This is a genomic window from uncultured Tissierella sp. (assembly GCF_902479755.1).
Classification (GTDB): Bacteria; Bacillota; Clostridia; order Tissierellales; family Tissierellaceae; genus Tissierella; species Tissierella carlieri.
Genome location: NZ_CABSQO010000004.1, coordinates 74,350 through 92,355, shown reverse-complemented (window position 1 = coordinate 92,355; position 18,006 = coordinate 74,350). Strand labels below are relative to the sequence as shown.

General features: G+C 31.1%; 17 protein-coding genes. All 17 read right to left on the bottom strand.

Translation table 11 applies throughout. The features are described 5' to 3' along the window. Positions 1-259: 259 nt before the first annotated feature. On the bottom strand, positions 260-1,801 hold the full coding sequence (locus tag RDK80_RS03640) for an Eco57I restriction-modification methylase domain-containing protein (protein WP_308523501.1): 1,542 nt from the start codon (positions 1,799-1,801) through the stop codon (positions 260-262). After that, positions 1,794-2,060: a single-stranded DNA-binding protein gene (locus tag RDK80_RS03635; protein ID WP_308523500.1), complete on the bottom strand. Its 267-nt coding sequence runs from the start codon at positions 2,058-2,060 to the stop codon at positions 1,794-1,796. The genes RDK80_RS03640 and RDK80_RS03635 overlap by 8 nt, the downstream gene beginning before the upstream one ends. 253 nt (positions 2,061-2,313) lie before the next feature. Next, positions 2,314-3,570, bottom strand: coding sequence for a recombinase family protein (locus tag RDK80_RS03630; RefSeq protein WP_308523499.1), 1,257 nt, complete (start codon positions 3,568-3,570; stop codon positions 2,314-2,316). 121 nt (positions 3,571-3,691) lie between these two features. Further along, a complete protein-coding gene (gene rlmD / locus RDK80_RS03625; protein WP_308523498.1) occupies positions 3,692-5,047 on the bottom strand; it encodes a 23S rRNA (uracil(1939)-C(5))-methyltransferase RlmD in 1,356 nt (451 codons plus the stop codon). 83 nt (positions 5,048-5,130) lie between these two features. Then, positions 5,131-5,451, bottom strand: coding sequence for a putative heavy metal-binding protein (locus RDK80_RS03620; protein ID WP_216557012.1), 321 nt, complete (start codon positions 5,449-5,451; stop codon positions 5,131-5,133). A gap of 21 nt (positions 5,452-5,472) precedes the next feature. Beyond that, positions 5,473-6,003 (bottom strand): hypothetical protein, encoded by a 531-nt coding sequence (locus tag RDK80_RS03615; RefSeq protein WP_256310582.1) that lies wholly within the window; start codon positions 6,001-6,003, stop codon positions 5,473-5,475. Between the two features lie 23 nt (positions 6,004-6,026). Next, the gene (locus RDK80_RS03610; RefSeq protein WP_256310583.1) at positions 6,027-6,860 is read right to left on the bottom strand and encodes a S1 RNA-binding domain-containing protein; all 834 of its coding nucleotides are present in this window, start codon (positions 6,858-6,860) and stop codon (positions 6,027-6,029) included. 114 nt (positions 6,861-6,974) lie between these two features. Continuing rightward, positions 6,975-8,630, bottom strand: coding sequence for a phosphoenolpyruvate carboxykinase (ATP) (locus tag RDK80_RS03605; RefSeq protein ID WP_308523497.1), 1,656 nt, complete (start codon positions 8,628-8,630; stop codon positions 6,975-6,977). A gap of 158 nt (positions 8,631-8,788) precedes the next feature. Further along, entirely contained in the window at positions 8,789-9,496 is a 708-nt protein-coding gene (locus RDK80_RS03600; protein WP_308523496.1) for an ABC transporter permease, read from the bottom strand. Positions 9,497-9,504: 8 nt separating this feature from the next. Then, on the bottom strand, positions 9,505-10,194 hold the full coding sequence (locus RDK80_RS03595) for a hypothetical protein (protein WP_308523495.1): 690 nt from the start codon (positions 10,192-10,194) through the stop codon (positions 9,505-9,507). After that, entirely contained in the window at positions 10,191-11,045 is an 855-nt protein-coding gene (locus tag RDK80_RS03590) for an ABC transporter ATP-binding protein (RefSeq protein ID WP_308523494.1), read from the bottom strand. Before RDK80_RS03590 ends, RDK80_RS03595 begins: the two co-directional genes overlap by 4 nt. After that, positions 11,042-11,638, bottom strand: a complete 597-nt coding sequence (locus RDK80_RS03585) for a TetR/AcrR family transcriptional regulator (protein ID WP_094900984.1) — start codon at positions 11,636-11,638, stop codon at positions 11,042-11,044. Before RDK80_RS03585 ends, RDK80_RS03590 begins: the two co-directional genes overlap by 4 nt. A gap of 171 nt (positions 11,639-11,809) precedes the next feature. Continuing rightward, positions 11,810-13,993 (bottom strand): DNA topoisomerase III, encoded by a 2,184-nt coding sequence (locus RDK80_RS03580; RefSeq protein WP_308523493.1) that lies wholly within the window; start codon positions 13,991-13,993, stop codon positions 11,810-11,812. A gap of 16 nt (positions 13,994-14,009) precedes the next feature. Next, on the bottom strand, positions 14,010-15,896 hold the full coding sequence (locus RDK80_RS03575; protein WP_308523492.1) for an ABC-F family ATP-binding cassette domain-containing protein: 1,887 nt from the start codon (positions 15,894-15,896) through the stop codon (positions 14,010-14,012). 244 nt (positions 15,897-16,140) lie between these two features. Then, positions 16,141-16,770, bottom strand: coding sequence for a helix-turn-helix domain-containing protein (locus tag RDK80_RS03570; protein ID WP_308523491.1), 630 nt, complete (start codon positions 16,768-16,770; stop codon positions 16,141-16,143). Positions 16,771-17,116: 346 nt separating this feature from the next. After that, on the bottom strand, positions 17,117-17,332 hold the full coding sequence (locus RDK80_RS03565) for a hypothetical protein (protein WP_308523490.1): 216 nt from the start codon (positions 17,330-17,332) through the stop codon (positions 17,117-17,119). Next, positions 17,332-17,898, bottom strand: a complete 567-nt coding sequence (locus RDK80_RS03560; protein WP_308523489.1) for a DUF1062 domain-containing protein — start codon at positions 17,896-17,898, stop codon at positions 17,332-17,334. The genes RDK80_RS03565 and RDK80_RS03560 overlap by 1 nt, the downstream gene beginning before the upstream one ends. Positions 17,899-18,006: the final 108 nt, after the last annotated feature.

Here is an 18,006-nt window from a genome sequence, read left to right as displayed (position 1 = left end):
TTTCTACTATAATGTTCAAAATTCACAGTCATTAATATACCAGTTAAATTCTTATGAGACTGACATTCAAATTAATCCCCATTCTTTTTACATATTGGATAAATTATGATCTTCTAAAATCCCCATAAAATGACATTCTAGGATTAATTCATTTGAAATGAATTGGAATTTAGATTACCACAAATAAGTTATCCAAGTCTAGCATTGAATTTGAAGCCTGCATCATGTAAACCTTCATATGTTTCCATATCATTTCCTCCTATTGCTTTAATCTACGTTTTAAATACCTATTTCTAATATTTTGTAAAAGTTCTTTTTGTTCTTTAGGTAGATTCAAAACAATTCCATCCACATAGTCTATAATATCTGTAAAATCTCTCTTTTCTCGAAACATTGTATCTAAAATATTAACTTGCTCTTTTTCTACTGGTTGGTATGGGATATGTAAATCTTTGAACTCGTTTGGGACTAATTCTCCAACACCACCACCATAAAATCGACCATTATATTCACATAATACTAATGTTAATGAATTATAAAAGCAAAATGCAAAAGAAAATTTATCAATATTTTCAGTCAGCCTTATATTATATGCTATATCCGTTGTATGAACTTGAATATCATTTACAATAATCCTTGGAATAATATTAAATCTTTTAAAAAAACTAACATCTCCATTTTTAACTATTGGAACGTCATACCATCGTTTCCGTATGGAGCATTTATAACGTTTATTTATTTTTTCTTCCTCTCCAGATTCTAAATACTTTTTTAACTCACATGTAAAAGTATTCTCCTCCATATCATTTAAATTCAGTAATATAACTCTTTTATCATCTTCCACCAGATGATTTAGGTCTTCATTAGTAAAAATTAGTTTATCAGATATATCAGCACTCTTAGATAAAATTTTAAGATAGCCTTCTTCCATTTCTAATCCTTTAGCAAATGTTTGGTTAATAATAAAAAATTTATTAGCTCCAGTCACTATCCCTGGTGAGATATCTCCAAATTCTTTTATCTTGGGATATTGTAATGAAATTGATTTTAAGGTTTCTGTTTCAAAATCATTTAAAATGCAATTTGACCATTTTTTCAAAGGTTTGTTTCTCATAATAACACTTTCAAAAGTTGGCTGTATTTGACTTATACTCTTTAATGTTGTATATCTAATAAATGGTTTTTCATCATTTTCATTTCTTAAATACACAAGACATACATCCTGTTCTATCTGCTCAAATACTTTTTCTTCAAATGTTATAATCTCGATAGTATTAAATTTTTTTTCTAAAAAATTTCTCAATTTTTCAGCATATTGGACTTGCAAAAATTCAAAGGGTAAAACAAAAAATATAGCCCCATTCGGAGAAAGTAATTTTATGGATCCTAAAATAAAAGAAACCCATAGATTTTGAAAAAGAGAGTGTGGCAAATTAAAATAATCTAATAGTTTAAAAGAGGCATTCCATTTATCTTCATTTAAATTTTTTTTGCTAATGTATGGAGGATTGCCTATTATTAGACTATATGTTTCTTCATGCTCCATTGCATAATCAATAAAATCAGCACAAGTAATCTTTAAGTTATTGTAGTTTTTCTTCTTTAGATACTCTGTTTTTTGATTATCAATCTCAATTCCATGGATTGTACAATCTAAACTGCTTAAAGTATCAATGAATCTTCCATCACCCGCTGCTGGCTCTAATACATCGTTTATATTAAATCTATTTCTAATGAACTCAGTCATATATTCTACTAATTTGAATGGCGTATAATATGATCCCGTAGCTTTATCACTCATCGTTTTGTTTTCCAACCTTATTTTTTATTTCAGCTCTATACTTTTGTTGTCCCGATGAAGTCTTTTCAATCGCCCTAATCTGACCTTCAGTATTGTTGACATAATTAAGAAATAATGTACCAAGTAATAGCCTTTCACTTCTAGATATCCTATTCCATTCATACCCTTTAAATAAATCTCTTACAAGAAAATTTTCGCCCTGATTTAAGTTTATAGTTTCTTCTATCGCAATAGCTAAAAGTTCATTCACATTAGGCATTCCAAAACCTCCAAAAATTCTATAATCATATAAACAACGTTGTTATTATCATTATAATTGATGGTATTCTTTTTTACAATTAAAATTAATTTATTTCAAGATTATAATAATCTATAGAGACTGCTTTGAGTTTATTAATCTTCCAACAACTATCCATATTAGCCTACCATCTGTTCCATCACTATCCCTGATTCAAATTGCATATTCATTCTTTCTCGACTATTTACCGTATTATCAAATTCACGATTTTATGTTATATATCAAATCTAATCCTAATTTCATCCCCATTTTTACAACATATATCCATATACCTACCAAAAACTAAAATTCTATCAACCCACTCCCTAAACATTCCCTCATCATAGTTTCCATTTCCACAAACAACTTCCCCCAAAATCCCCTTAATCCATTCTTCATTCAATGTGGGTGAATCAGCACAACTTTCTCTCCCTTCCTCCATCCTCGTTGCACATCTCCAAACAACCCTACCCCTTTCTGTTCTTCTCCTATAGGCTGCTCCACAATATCCACATTCCAATATGTTTCCCAATAAATATTTACTATTATATCTTTTACCTTTGGATTCTATTGTTCCATCTTCTTTATAAACCACCCTTGATCTTTTATCCATCTCCTCCTGAACCTTATCAAAAACTTCATCAGATACAATAGCTGGATGACTATTACTAATATAGTAACTATCAATTTGTCCGGTATTCCTCACTTTCTTTCCTGTCATGAAATCTTCTGTATATGTCTTTTGTAGCATAGTATCACCCTTATACTTTTCATTCCTCAACATTTTTTGAATGGTAGTTGTATCCCAATGTTTATTTCCTGTAACCGTCTTAATATCCATTGATTCCAGATACCCTTTTATCTGTCCAAATGATAGACCCTTTAGATATAGCTCAAATATCTTTCTAACCACTTCAGCTTGCTCAGGTACAATTACCAATTCTCCTTCTACACATGTATATCCCATAAAGTTCTTATATTTAGTAAAGATTTCTCCTCTTTCAAATTTACGCTGAAATCCCCATTTGATATTTTCACTAGTATTTTTACTCTCATCTTGGGCAATCATGCTTCTTAGTGTTATTTCAAATTCCTTATCTACTCTAATAGAGTCCAAATTTTCATTCTCAAAATGCATATTAATTCCCCTTTCCCTCAGATATCTGATGATTTTTAGAACTTCCACAGTATCTCTAGATAGTCTACTAATGGATTTTACTAAAATATAGTCAATTTTGCCTTTAGTTGCTTTCTTTAACATCTTATCAAGTCCTATTCTTCCTTTTCTTCTTAATCCACTTTTACCAACGTCATAAAATATACCCGCAAAAATCCAATCCGGATTATCTTGTATCATATTTGTGTAATATCCTATCTGCCATTGCAAGCTGTTTCTTTGAATTTTGTTTAAGGTACTCACTCGGCAATATGCTGCAACTCTTAGCTTTTTATATTCCAAAGATTTAGGCGGTATAAATATTATCTTTTTCATAATTAATTCACCGACTCCTATATGAAATGTTCGTCTTATATTTTTATATTAAAAAAGGACATGAAAGCTCTCACTCTCACATCCTTAATTCTACCTCATTTACTTTGACATCTCTTATAATTTAGCCATTTTTATGTTGCAACAGGATTAAGGATTCCACATGCGCCGTATGAGAAAACATATCCACAGGCTGTACTTCCTCTACCTTATATCCATTCTCCACTAAATACTTAGCATCCCTTGCCATAGTAGTGGAATTGCAAGATACATAAACTATTCTTTCTGGACACATATTTACTATTGCTTCTAAGACTTCCTTTTCGCAGCCTTTTCTTGGTGGATCTAAGACTATTTTATTTCCCTTAATTCCCTTCTTCATCAATCTAGGAAATATTTCTTCTGATTTACCTACTATAAATTCTGCATTGTCTATATTATTTAATATTGCATTTTCTTTAGCGTCTTCTATAGCTTCTTTTACTATTTCTATGCCATATACTTTTTTAGCATTGGAAGCTATATATAATGAAATAGTTCCTATTCCACAGTATAAATCATATATAATATCATCTTTATCTGGATTCAAATATTCTATAGCCTTATTATATAAAACTTCCGCTTGAGTTCTATTTACCTGAAAGAAGGAATTAGGTGACAGGTAAAATTTATAATCTCCAATATAGTCTAAAAGTCTGTCCTCTCCATAAAGCTTTTTATACTCTTTTCCATATGTAATGGATGAATTTAGTTTATTAACATTTTGATAGATACTAATTACATTTTCCTTAGTTAACATATCTATCAAGTCTTTTTCATTAGGTAATCTATCACTGCCAGTAACTAAAATTACCATAGCTTTGTTGTTTTTATTAATTCTTATACCAATATGACGAAGTACTCCTTTTTTAGTTTTTTTATCATAGGCCTTAATATTATATTGGTTCATCCAAGTTCTGAGTATCTTTAATATCCTATCTCCTATTTCAGGCTGTAAAATACTACCTTCCATATCCACTATGTCGTTGCTATTAGTTTCATAGAATCCAATAACAGTTTTTCCATCCTTCTCTCCAACTGGTATTTGCACATGATTTCTATATCTAAAGGGGTTATCCATACCGATAGTGTCTTTTACCCTTACATCCAATAATCCAGCTATTTTGGCAAGATCCATCTTCACCTTATTTCTTTTCCACTCTAGTTGCTTAGAATATCTATATTCAATAAGAGGTATTCCTCCCCTCGCCTCTTTTATATCAAAATCTAATACTACTCTATCCTTTGAAGGCTCAGTAATATTAACTACTGAGCCTATGGCAAAATTCTTTTTGATTTCATCTATCCTTACAACTACTTTATCACCTATCAAACCTCCAGCGACAAAGACAGTAAAGTTATCAATCTTTAGTACTCCATTACCTTCATGAGTAAAATCAATTATTTCTCCTTCAAATCTATCTCCTATGTTGATTTCCATATTTTCCTCCACCTTGTAATTACTTACTTAGTTATACCCCCATAAAATTAAATACCCTTCAAGAAAGGGTATTTTTTAGAAAATTATTCTACAATTACTGCTGTACCTGAGGCAGTGACCATTAGCATATTTCCACCTTGACCTAATACTTCATAGTCAATATCTACTCCCACTACTGCATTTGCACCCATTTGCCTTGCTCTAGATTCCATTTCTCTAAGAGCTTCCTCACGAGCTTGTATAAGTTCTCCTTCATAGCTTCCAGATCTTCCACCAAAGAAATTAGTCAGACTGGCTGCAAAATCCTTGATAAAGTCTACTCCCGCTATTACTTCCCCAAAAACTATACCCTTATACTCTGCTATTCTTCTTCCTTCAATAGTTGGCGTTGTAGTGGTTATCATCTTATATGCCTCCTTAAAATATTATTTTACGATCTCAAATAGCTTTTCTTCTACATATTCTTTAAATGGTTTCCCTGATATATTTACCTTAGTTTCATCCATGAAATCCACCATTAATCTAAAGAAGTTAATTACTAACTTATTATCATCTATAATGTATTCATCTTGATGTCCTGGTATGAAGATTACTTCTAATTCTTCAAATTTTGTTTCTCCGCTTAATTTCTCTTTTACATCATCTAAGTTTAATGTCTTCACAGGCTTAACCATATTGTTCATATTACCTAAGTCTTCTAACATCCACATGTTATTGTTCCAAAACTTTCTCTCTTGTTTAGTCGAATTGTTTAAAAGCTCTCTATTTGATATTGCTGATAATACTTTCCTTACAGATTCTTCATTGAAATCAGGACCATATAAATATTTCATTTCTTCCTTACTTGCTACTTCTCTCATAAAAGATTCTGCTACCTTATCTCTTTCTGCAATTGATTGCCAAAAATAAAGCATCATTTCTACTGTATCAAAATTAATTTTTATTGTCTTTACCACTTAGATCGTCTCCTGTTCTTTTGCTATTTTAGTTTGATTCCATTATCTTGTATCGTAATAATACCTTCTTTGTATAATCTGCCTACTGCTCTTTTAAATCCTGATTTGCTCATATTTAATTCTTTCTTTATAACTTCTGGCGGGCTATTATCACCTAGAGGTAAAAACCCATCCTTTTCCTTTAATTTTGATAGAATTACTTTTGCATCTTGATCCATTTGAACATGAACTCTATCTCTTAGGCTTAGATCTAATTTCCCATCTTCTTTTACCTTAGCGATTCTCACTTCTATAATATCGCCTACTTCATAGGCTCCAAATAATTCTTTTTTGGGAATTAATCCATCATATTTGTCATCCACCGCCACAAAGGCTCCAATATCTCTATTGATACTATAGATTGTTCCAGTTGCTTTATCATTTTCTTTATATGGTGAATCTGTACTCAGCATATCCTTAATTTTCATAGTAGCACATATTCTATTAGATTTATCTACATAGACACCAACTAAATATTCTTTACCCTTATCTATTGAGCCAACAGTCTCACTAAAAGGTAAAAATAGGTCTTTTTCTAATCCCCAGTCTAAGAATGAACCTATTTTAGTTTGGCTAACTACCATTAAATGTCCCAGTTCTCCAACTTGCAACTTTGCTCTATTAGTTGTAGCTATAATTCTATCCTTTGAATCATTGTACACCATTACCTCTATCTCATCTCCTACATTTAAACCCTTAGGTATTTGAGATTTAGGGAGTAGTATATCATCATCTGCATCATCACTTATGTTTAAATAAGCTCCGACAGAGGTAAATCTTTTAATTATTAGTTTTTGTACTTCCCCAAGCTTAATCATAATTCACTTCCTTCGTAATTCATTCTACTCTTATTTTATCACAATAACAATATTTTATCTCAATAATTTTGGAAAATTTTAAAGGGCGAACAAAGTTCGCCCCTACTTTAATCATTACTCGTAAATTTCTTTTTCTAATTTCTCTAATTGTTCTAATGCTTCTTTAGGCAATTTATCTCTTCCGCCCTTGAAGGTTTCCATATTTAATAAGAATTCTTTTCTATAATCAATACTGCTAAGCCACATTTTTTGATATTCAACACTATTCATATCTGGTATAAAACCTTCTATTTCCATAAATTCAATATCTGAAAAATTACCTAATTGTTTAAATTCAGCTTTTTTAGTTGCAATATCTTCAAGAATTTTTAAGGTAACTTCCTTTGGAATCTTTTTATCTAAGAAATGTCCTGTATTAAATATATAACATTCAACATTTCTATTTGCAAATAATTCCTTAAATTTTTCATAGTCGTTTTCAAGAGGATAAGTCCTAAATGGATTCGCATATGGCTCAATAACTAAAGCATTCATATCTACACCGCTAGCAAGTCTTTCAGCTGTAGATCTTTTAGTTGCAAGTGTAGCTCCCATTGTTGAAGCAAGTATAGGATTATTTATTTTAATTACTGGAGGAATAACAGCATCTTTCATCAACCATGATATTGCATCTACTGGCTCATCAATTTTATTTACTCTATTTTCAGCCCATAATTTAGATTTAACAGCTCTACCATTACCATTTCTTAAATCTTCCGTTACTATTACCTTGTTTCCTTCGTCATCCAAAGTTATACCACAGTTCTGTACTGTAATCAAATATTTATTTGATGGATGGTCTGTTGGATAATCTTGAGTCTTATCAAAGTAGGAAGGTTCTAATGCAACAGATGATCCGTCTTCAGTTGATATTACATAAGCATCATCATGAAGAATTGTTATATCGTATTTTCCATCATGTTTTTCATGAGTAATTGTGGATTTTCCTGAACCTGATAAACCAAAAACACCTATTGTATATTTTTCATTCCCTGGGAAATTATATCTCTTCATACCACCATGGCATGATGCAAATCCATTTCTATTTGCTATACCCCAAGCTAATGTCAATGTTCCTTTTTTATGTTCTCCAAAATATCTCATTCCACATAATAAAGCACAATTATGCATTGGATCAAATAATGCTAATCCATTTGGATGAGTTGGTGGATAGTATTCCGGATCGGATAATATATAGATATCTCCCTCTGGTAATTTAACTGAGTCTTTGTACATTTTAATGTACTCCTCTGTTATATATTGGAAGTTTAACATCCAGCTATACATTGTATTTTCATATCCTTCTGGTATTAATAAATGTGCTTTTACCATAAAGTCTTTGTCCAGTCCTATAACTACTTGGGCATGATATAATTTCTTATATCTTGTATGAAAAGCTGCCTCTCTTGCAATGCCAGCAAATTGTCCTTCGTCTACATTATTCTCTCCAATAATGACTCTTGCACCTGCAAATCGTCCTGTTATTTCACCATCATTAAATAAAAGTATTTTGGACTCTTCGTCTAATCCTAATTCTGTTGGCCTATGTACTGGCATATCCGTAACTATGGTACCTGGTGAATCCTTAGCTAATTTATATGCCTCTGATAATGAAGAAACCTTAACTACATTGTTGCCATAAAAAGTAGATTCAATTGTAGTACGTATAGGAGAAAAGATAGGATTGTTCTTAGTTATATCTTCTCTTCTATAGTTTGCTATTGTCGCCATTTTTGTCCCCCTCATAATATATTCACTGTTAGTATTTTTCAACCCTAATTATAACAGATATAATTATATTTTGGAAGAACAATATGACATGTTTTATAATTAATTATGTTATTCTACTTTGGTCTTTTTGTTTGATTAGTGTGTTATTATGTTAAAGTCTAAACTTTTCTTGAAAACCTTTTTGTAAATAACAAAATCCATAGTAAACAAATAGATATACCTATAATAATGGAAAATATATCTGCTTGATTATAGATTGCTTCTCCAATCCAAAAACTAGGCAAAATAACAGTACCATAACGATAAGGTACTGGAATAAATGGCTTTGCAAACAGTCCCAAAAGAGTGATTGCTGAAAGCTTGCTTATGGCCAGACCTTCTACTTTGTTATTTGAAAATGCAACAATCAATATAGAAATCACAGCCCCCATCCCCATTCCTATAAAACTTGAAATAAATATCTGGGTCCATGTTAAATTCGTTAAACGAAAAATAACCATTACAATAATAGTACAGCACAGTGACCAAAGCATTGGCAGCACGATTCTTGCCAAAAGGTAGGTTTTATGTTGTGCAGGTGTAATTCTATAATATGTTCCCGTTCCTTCGTCTTTTTCATCTAACATGATAAACGCACACGCTATTGCTAACATCATAGGTGTTAAAGCAGCAAGCATTGCATCTGCTAAGGAATACCATTCTTCTATGGAAAAATATAAGTGTTTTTCTAAAATCTGATTTAAAATTGGCAATCCGAATTTAAAAACTAAACCTATTAAAAATGGAGACGGCAATAATGCCAAAAGTATTCCATCACGTCCAGCTTGTATCAGTCCCATTTTAAAAACTCTATAAAGCTGTCTCATGCCTTATCTCACCTCCTGCACCCTTTAAAGATTAAATTTATTCTTGACAGTGTTATAAGCAGAAAAAAACATAACCAAATAATGAGTACTGTTAAATTATAAAACACTTTTCCTGTTCCACTAATACAGTAATGTATCAGATTCCATAAAGATGTACTTGGAATAAGATTAAATAGTGGATTCCCCAATCTAAATGCTGTCATAAAAGCAGGTAGCATCAATATAACTTGTGCTGGAACACATATTACCATATAATGATTCACCGTTTTTGCAAAAGAAGCAAAATATAAGCCTACAAGTGTAAAAATACAAGAACCTATAAATACACTGAATGTCATCAATAATATATTTGCTGCACTATTAACCCCAAAGAATATAATTGATAATGCTGCTAAAGTAGATATTACTCCTAATGAGATTATTTTTGAACTAATATATTCTATAGGCTGTAAAGGCGAAATACTCCAGAAACTATGCAATCCTTCTTCTTTTTCTAAAAGCCAAATACCGCCGATAAAAAAGAATCCTAGCATAGCGGGATCTGAAAGTATAATAATAGACGATACTGTATGCTTATATGTTGTGGGAATTGCTTTAAGTAAAATAATATATATAAATGTGATAAATGCATATAAAAAGTAAAATCCATACTTAGCTTGGTAACAGATATCATTCTTCAAAGCTTTTAAAACTCTCACAGTAAGCACCTACCTGTTAATTCAATAAATACATCCTCCAATGACTGTTCTTTAGAATGGATTTTTGTAATATTAGAGGATTTCAGAGCATACATAAAGTCCATATCATTATAAAGCTCTGAGAGTAATACATTTTTATTTTTATCAATACCATTCTTAATGTATGAAAACTCAACAGAGGTATTTTCTTTTGACTTGCGAAGTGTTTGGGGGGAATCTAATGCCTTTATAGCTCCATCGACTATAAAAGCAACTCGATCGCAAAGCTCTTCTGCATCATGCATATTATGTGTTGTAAGGATAATGGTTTTCCCCTGTTGTTTTTGTTCCAACACAATGTCTTTTAAAATTCTTGCATTAGCTGGATCAAGTCCACTGGTCGGCTCATCCAGAAACAATAGTTTCGGATTATGCAACAAGCACCTTATGAATCCTAATCGCATTTTCATTCCCTTTGAGTAACCCCCAACTTTTTTATTTGCATCTGAAAGCAAACCCATTCTTTCCAATAGAGGGATAGGGTCTAATGATTGTTTTTTGTAGAGAGAGGAAAAGTAATTGAGGTTTTCCATAGCAGTAAACTTATTGTAAAAATTCGGAAACTCAAAATCTACGCCTATTTCCTCATAGAAATCAGATGAGTGTTTATTTACTTCTGAGCCTAAAACCTTTACACTTCCTTGATAATTAGGTAAGACACCTGTTAATATTTTTTGTAAAGTACTTTTTCCTGCACCAGATGGTCCTAAAAATCCAAATATTTCACCCTCACCAACTTCGAAACTTACATCCTTAATTATATTGACAGAAGTACCGGGATATTTTGCAAATACATTTTCAACAGCAATCATTTTGTATCCACCTCCACAATCTCGGAAATCAATCCATTTACAAGTATATGCATAACAGATTCCTTTACATTTTCATCTTCTTTTTGCAGATACAATGATGACATAAATAATACCTGACATGCTTTTGCTGCTATAGTTAAATTACACTTAAATGTAACACCCATTTTCTCAAGCTTCTCAAATACTTCAACATCTTCTAGGGTATGCATCTCTATTAAATCTGGTGGAAGCTTTCGATATAAATATGCTATTGTCATTTCATCAGTCTTTTCAATTAGTGGATAATGCTGAGCACTTTCCAGCATCCAGAAAAATATTTTCTTAGTCAAGTCAGTGGGCATTTCCGATTTGTTTTCACTTAAAAATTGTTCCATATTTTCTCTCATTTCACGTTGACAATTATTTAAAATATCCATATATAGATGTTCTTTATTAGAGTAAAAACTGTAGAAAGAACCCTTAGCAATTCCCGCTGCCTTCACTAACTCATCAACAGTTACTTTTTTTAAACCATACTCAACAAAAAGTTTCTCACCTTCTCTAAGCAAAGTTTCCTGTATGGCTTGTTTTTCACTTTCGGTAAATTTAGGCATTTTAAACCTCCTTTCTATATGACTATTTATATTTTTTTAGTCATATAAATAGTAACATGATTTTGCTAATAATACAATAACTATTTTAAATTACATGATTTATATTGATGTGATGATATAGACTCTTGAATACAAAAAAATAACAGCAGAATTTAATCTGCTGTCTTAGGTTTAAAACTTTAATTTAGATAATGCATCTGCCAAATCCGTATTCAGTGGCTCATTTTTTTCCTTCTTCTGCTGTTTCATATAATTAGCTACTTCCTTTTTAGATACATTATTCTTTTCTTTTGCCTTTCTTTCATTAAATGACGATAGTTTTTCTCTGTATCCGCATTGACAAGCAAATATTTGTGCTTCCCCTTCTCCACGCAGTTCAAATTTTTTCTTGCAATTTGGACATCTTGCGTTTGTCTCTCTGGATATATTCTTCCTATAGCCACATTCTCTATCTTGACATACATACATTTTTCCTTTTTTTCCTTTGACCTCTAGCATAAATTTTCCACATTCAGGGCATTTATTTCTAGTCATGTTATCATGTCTAAATGTTTCATCACTGTTCTTTATCTCTTTAACTACAGTTTTAGAGTATTCTTTCATTTCCTTTATAAAACTATCTTTATTTAGCTTACCTTGAGAAATAAGCCCAAGTTTTTGCTCCCATTCTGCTGTTAATGCCGGAGACTTTAATTCTTCTGGTACTAGCTCTAATAGCTGTTTGCCCTTTGATGTAATAAATATATCCTTACCATTTTTCTCAATTAAAAATGTATTAAACAACTTTTCAATTATATCTGCTCTAGTGGCTACTGTACCAATGCCACCTGTTTCTCCTATTATTTTTTTCAAGGTTTTACTTTCATCACTCATATATTTTACTGGATTTTCCATTGCTTGAAGTAAGGTTCCTTCGTTAAATGGTGCTGGTGGCTTGGTCTTTCCTGTTGTTTGCACCAATGATATTACCTTTAGTGGATCTCCTTTATTGATTACTGGAAGATTTTGATCTTCATTTTCTTCTTCATCTTCATCATAATAATTATTTGAGTATACTTCCTTCCATCCTGCTGATATTACTCTTTTCCCTTTAGCTATAAAGTTTTCATCACCTATTTTAGCCTTAATAGTTGTTTGTTCATATTCAGAGGGAGGATAAAGTACTGCTAAAAATCTTTTAACTACTAAATCATATATTTTTCTTTCATTATCATTCAGCTCTGACAATAAAACTCTTTGCTCAGTAGGTATAATTGCATGGTGATCTGTTACCTTAGAGTTATCTACAAAGGACTTATTGGATTTTATTGGTGAGTTAAGTACCTTTGATGCAAGCTTTTGATATTGTCCTATACCACAAGCCCTTATTCTATCCTTTAATGTATCTACTAAATCATCGGATATATATCTAGAGTCTGTCCTTGGATAGGTTAATATCTTATGATTTTCATATAGTCTTTGCATTATAGATAGAGTTTCCTTTGCTGAAAATCCAAATATCCTATTTGCATCTCTTTGTAAATCAGTTAAATCATATAGCGTCGGTGCGTATGATTTTTTAAGAGTTTTCTCTACTTCTATTACCTTAGCATCTTTACCTTTTAGAGATTCTAATAATTTTTCAGCCTTAGCTTTATCAAAGGTCTTTATATCCTTAGTGCTATTATCTTGCCATGTTAATTTTAAATCCTTTGTATTGGCTGCAATTCCATAATACTCCTTGGGTACAAATCTCTTAATTTCTTCCTCTCTTTGTGCTATCATGGCTAAAGTAGGAGTTTGCACCCTTCCACAGGATAATTGCGCATTATATTTTACCGTAAGGGCACGAGTTCCGTTGATACCTACTATCCAATCAGCCTCAGCCCTTGCAATAGCTGAATTGTAAAGACTCTCATAGAATTTACCATCCTTTAGATTATTAAACCCTTCCTTTATAGCTTTATCTGTAACTGATGAAATCCATAATCTTTTAATTGGTTTCTTTACATTAGCCTTTTCTATAATCCACCTAGCTACAAGCTCACCTTCCCTTCCGGCATCTGTAGCTATTATTATTTCTTTTACATCCTTCCTATGCATTTGCTCCTTAACGGCATAGAACTGCTTACTGCTCTGTCTTATGACTTCCAGTTTCATCCTTTCTGGAAGCATTGGAAGGTCTTCCATACTCCAAGTCTTATATTTTTTATTGTATTCTTCGGGATCAGCTAATGTAACTAAATGACCTAATGCCCATGTTACAATATATTTATCTCCTTCTAAAAATCCATTTCCCTTCTTATTACACTTCAATACTCTGGCAATATCCCTGCCTACAGAAGGCTTTTCTGCTAAAATTAATATCTTATTCATATAAACATCCTTTCATTTAATCCCTTTTTTGTTCTTCTATCTTTTCCACCAATTCACTTAGATAAATCCATCTTTCCATCTTTTCCTCTAATTTATTTTCTATTATTTCTTTTTCCTTGAAAAGTTCTTGAAGTTTTGTATAGTCACTAGAAGCTTCTGCCATCTTAGTTTCTATATCCAATATATCATTTTCAAGTTTTGCAATGATCTCATCTATTTCGTCCCATTCTTTTTGCTCCTTAAATGATAATTTTAAGGGTTTATTATTTTCCTTTTGTCTTTCCTTTTTTTCTGGTTTCTTTTCTACCATATTATTTTCTTTTTCCATTTTAGATACTTCTTTAAAATATTCATAATTTCCAGTATATCCTATTATTTTTCCGTTTCCTTCAAATACAAATAGTTTCTCAACTACCTTATCCAGTAAATATCTATCATGAGATACTATAATTACTGCACCAGGAAACTCATCAATGTAGTCTTCTAATACAGTCAGCGTAGTTATGTCTAAGTCATTTGTCGGCTCATCTAGAAGAAGTACATTTGGTGCTTCCATTAACACCCTAAGTAAATGTAATCTTCTCTTTTCTCCTCCCGAAAGCTTACCTATTGGTGTCCATTGAAGTTCTTTAGGAAATAAAAATCTCTCCATCATCTGAGAAGCTGATATCTTTTCTCCATCAGATGTTTCAATATATTCTCCCCCTTCTTTTATAAATTCAATGGCTCTAAGATTATTATCCATATGAATATTTTCCTGAGCAAATACTCCAATTTTCACTGTTTCCCCTATATCTACTGTTCCTTTGTCTGGATTAAGTTTACCTGAGATAATATTCATTAAAGTTGATTTGCCACTTCCATTTGGTCCTAGGATACCTACTCTATCATCCCTTAGAACAATGTAGCTAAAATTATCTATAACCTTCTTTCCCTCAAAGGACTTCTCTATATTCTCTATTTCAATTATTTTTCTGCCTAATCTTGTTCCTCCTACAGATATATCAAGCTTTTCATGAGGAGAATCTATTTCCCTATCATTTAGTTCATTGAACCGCTCTATTCTAGCCTTCTGCTTTGTAGTCCTAGCCCTTGCTCCCCTCATCATCCATGCCAATTCATTTCTAAGCAAGGATTGTCTTTTTCTTTCACTGGCGACTTCCATTTCTTCTCGCTCCAGCTTTTTCTCTAGAAAATAGTTATAATTACCTTTATATGAATAGATATTTCCTTTATTTAATTCAATTATTTGATTAACTACTCTATCTAAGAAATATCTATCATGTGTAATCATAAGGAGTGCTCCCTTTCTTCTGCTTAGATATTCTTCAAGCCAGTCTATTGTAGTATTGTCTAAATGGTTTGTAGGCTCATCTAATATAAGTAGCTCGGCAGGATTTATTAAAGCGGATGCTAAGGCTACTCTTTTTCTTTGACCACCAGATAAATTTCCTATCTTCTCATTAAAATCTGTAATTCCAAGCTGAGTTAATACTGATTTTGCTTCAGATTCCAAATCCCATGCATTTGCTTCGTCCATTTCTCCAGTTAATCTTAGAATTTCTTCATTCTTTGTATTTGGATTCATAATAGCTTCTTCATATCTTCTGACTAACTGAATATTTTTAGAGTTACCTTTGAAAACCTGCTCTACTACAGTGGCATTAAGATCGAAGTCTATATCCTGTGGAAGGTATTCAACATTTACATTATTTCCTTTAATTACTCTTCCAGTATCAGACTCCTCTATACCTGCTATAATCTTTAGAAATGTGGTTTTACCAGTGCCATTTATACCTATTAAACCTATTTTATCACCATCATTTATTCCAAAATTTATATCTTTAAATAATTGTTTTTCGCTATATGCCTTTGATAAATTCTCTATAGATATTAGATTCATAATATTACCCTTTCATTTAAGTTTTCTAACTTAATATTATAACATATATTAGACATACAAAACAAAAAACGAAGAATTAATTCTCCGTTTTTGCTCTAATACTTCTAATTTGTTTATGATAATCTATAACTAGTTCTTCTTTAATTTTTAATATTAATCCTTGTTTTTCCTTTTTCAAGCTGCTTAATCTTATTTCCTAATCTTTTTAGATCTTAACCGCTTTAATAATTAATAATTCAACTACTTAATTAAATCGTTTTATTGTCAACCTATAACCCCAATTAGCTAGAGCACATAATGCCAATACAAGAATACCTCTTAAGGCCATTTCAAGCCATAATTTATTTATAATTAACCCTATTAAATGAAATGATAAAAATATACTCCCTATATAAAGTATGATAAATAGAGTTAGACATAAATTTTTCTTTTTCTTCTCTCTGTCTATATACTTTAATACTTTTATATAGCCGAAAAAATACCATAGGATCCCTATGAAGAACAAGAACATCACGAAGATATTTAACCATAAACCTCCAATCCTGGGAATTTTATAGAAGAAAGTATCCACAATCAAAAGACCAGCATAAAAGATAATCCAAAGAATCGTACCAATGGTCAAATTCTTATTGCTCTTGACTACATTTGTGCTATCTTCTAAATGTTTAATCATACCGGCATCTCCTTTCAGTAGTTCGTCTAAACTAACTTTATAAAGGTCATTTAAAATAATGACACTAACAATATCGGGATAGCTTTTTTCATTCTCCCAATTAGATATTGTTTGTCTTGAAACATGTATTTCATTTGCAACTGTTTCTTGAGTAAGTCCTGCTTTTGAACGAGCAGCTTTTAACTTCTTACCTATCTCCATTTGAATTTCCTCCTTACACCATTATTGTTTCATAATCTTGGGAATCCGTCTATCAAAATGCTTTTCCATTAGCTGTTTTTAGACTGTCAAAATTCTTTGACATATCTTAGAATCAAGCTTTTTCAGGTGTTACATTTCATGAAAGTTAATACAGTGTAAGTTAAAAATAGAGCGGTTTCACAGTTATTCTAATCATAAAATGTTACTGTTCACACTAAAAATATCACCAATACCATGCATAATCATTTCAAATGATGCTGCTGCATTCCATATATTGATCTACTAAATCACCTTCTAATTTACATTATACTTCATGGTGATAAATATTGGTAACACTTATACCATATTACAGTAATTTATCATTTCTATTACATCCATTATATTTTTTTATCAAAGGCAAATTTCCATAATATTCTTCTTTCTGACTATACTTTCTTTCTAATTCTATATCTATTATTTCACTATCATGAAAATAGCTAGTCCAGAGAAAATGTTTAATATACTTATTATTAGGGCAATTAATCTCGTCATTAATAATTACTCCATAGGCTGAGTTAAACACTATATCCCTATAAATTCTCCTTTAATTAATATTTCTATCATACCTTCAAAATAATTATATACTATCTCTATAGTTCCATCCTTCTCCAATGATTTAACTTTGCTTCTTGATATATGTAATATATTAGCGACTAATTTATCTATCCGAATTTTTAATTTCTGAGAATTACATACTGTAATATAATCTCCCTGTTTAAACTCCATATCATCTCCAATAATATAATAATCTACACTTTCCCAATCAATATCTGCTTTGTTCTTTAAAAATAATTGCTTATTCTTTCCACAGTCTAAAGCAAACTGTAAATCATTCATTAAAAATTTGTTATACTCAATCTTAGAAATGTCAGTCACTTTTATTCGTTCATAAATACTTAAATTATAAGTATGCTTACATTTTTCACATTGATAAATCAACCATATATCTAAATATTTTCCATTGGCATTTACTCTAAACTTCCTTGTATTTATATATGTTGCTTTACATCCACATCCAGAACAATTACGAATGATTTTATATGAATCCTTTTGTATAATCTTATATTCAATTTTTCTTAAATAGCCCATTTTGCACTCCTTTGTTTATGAGAGATATTCAAAAGGCTATTACATTATATTGTTTATTTGCAATAGCCTTAACTATGCAAAATAAAAAGGTGTACCCATACTTTTTCC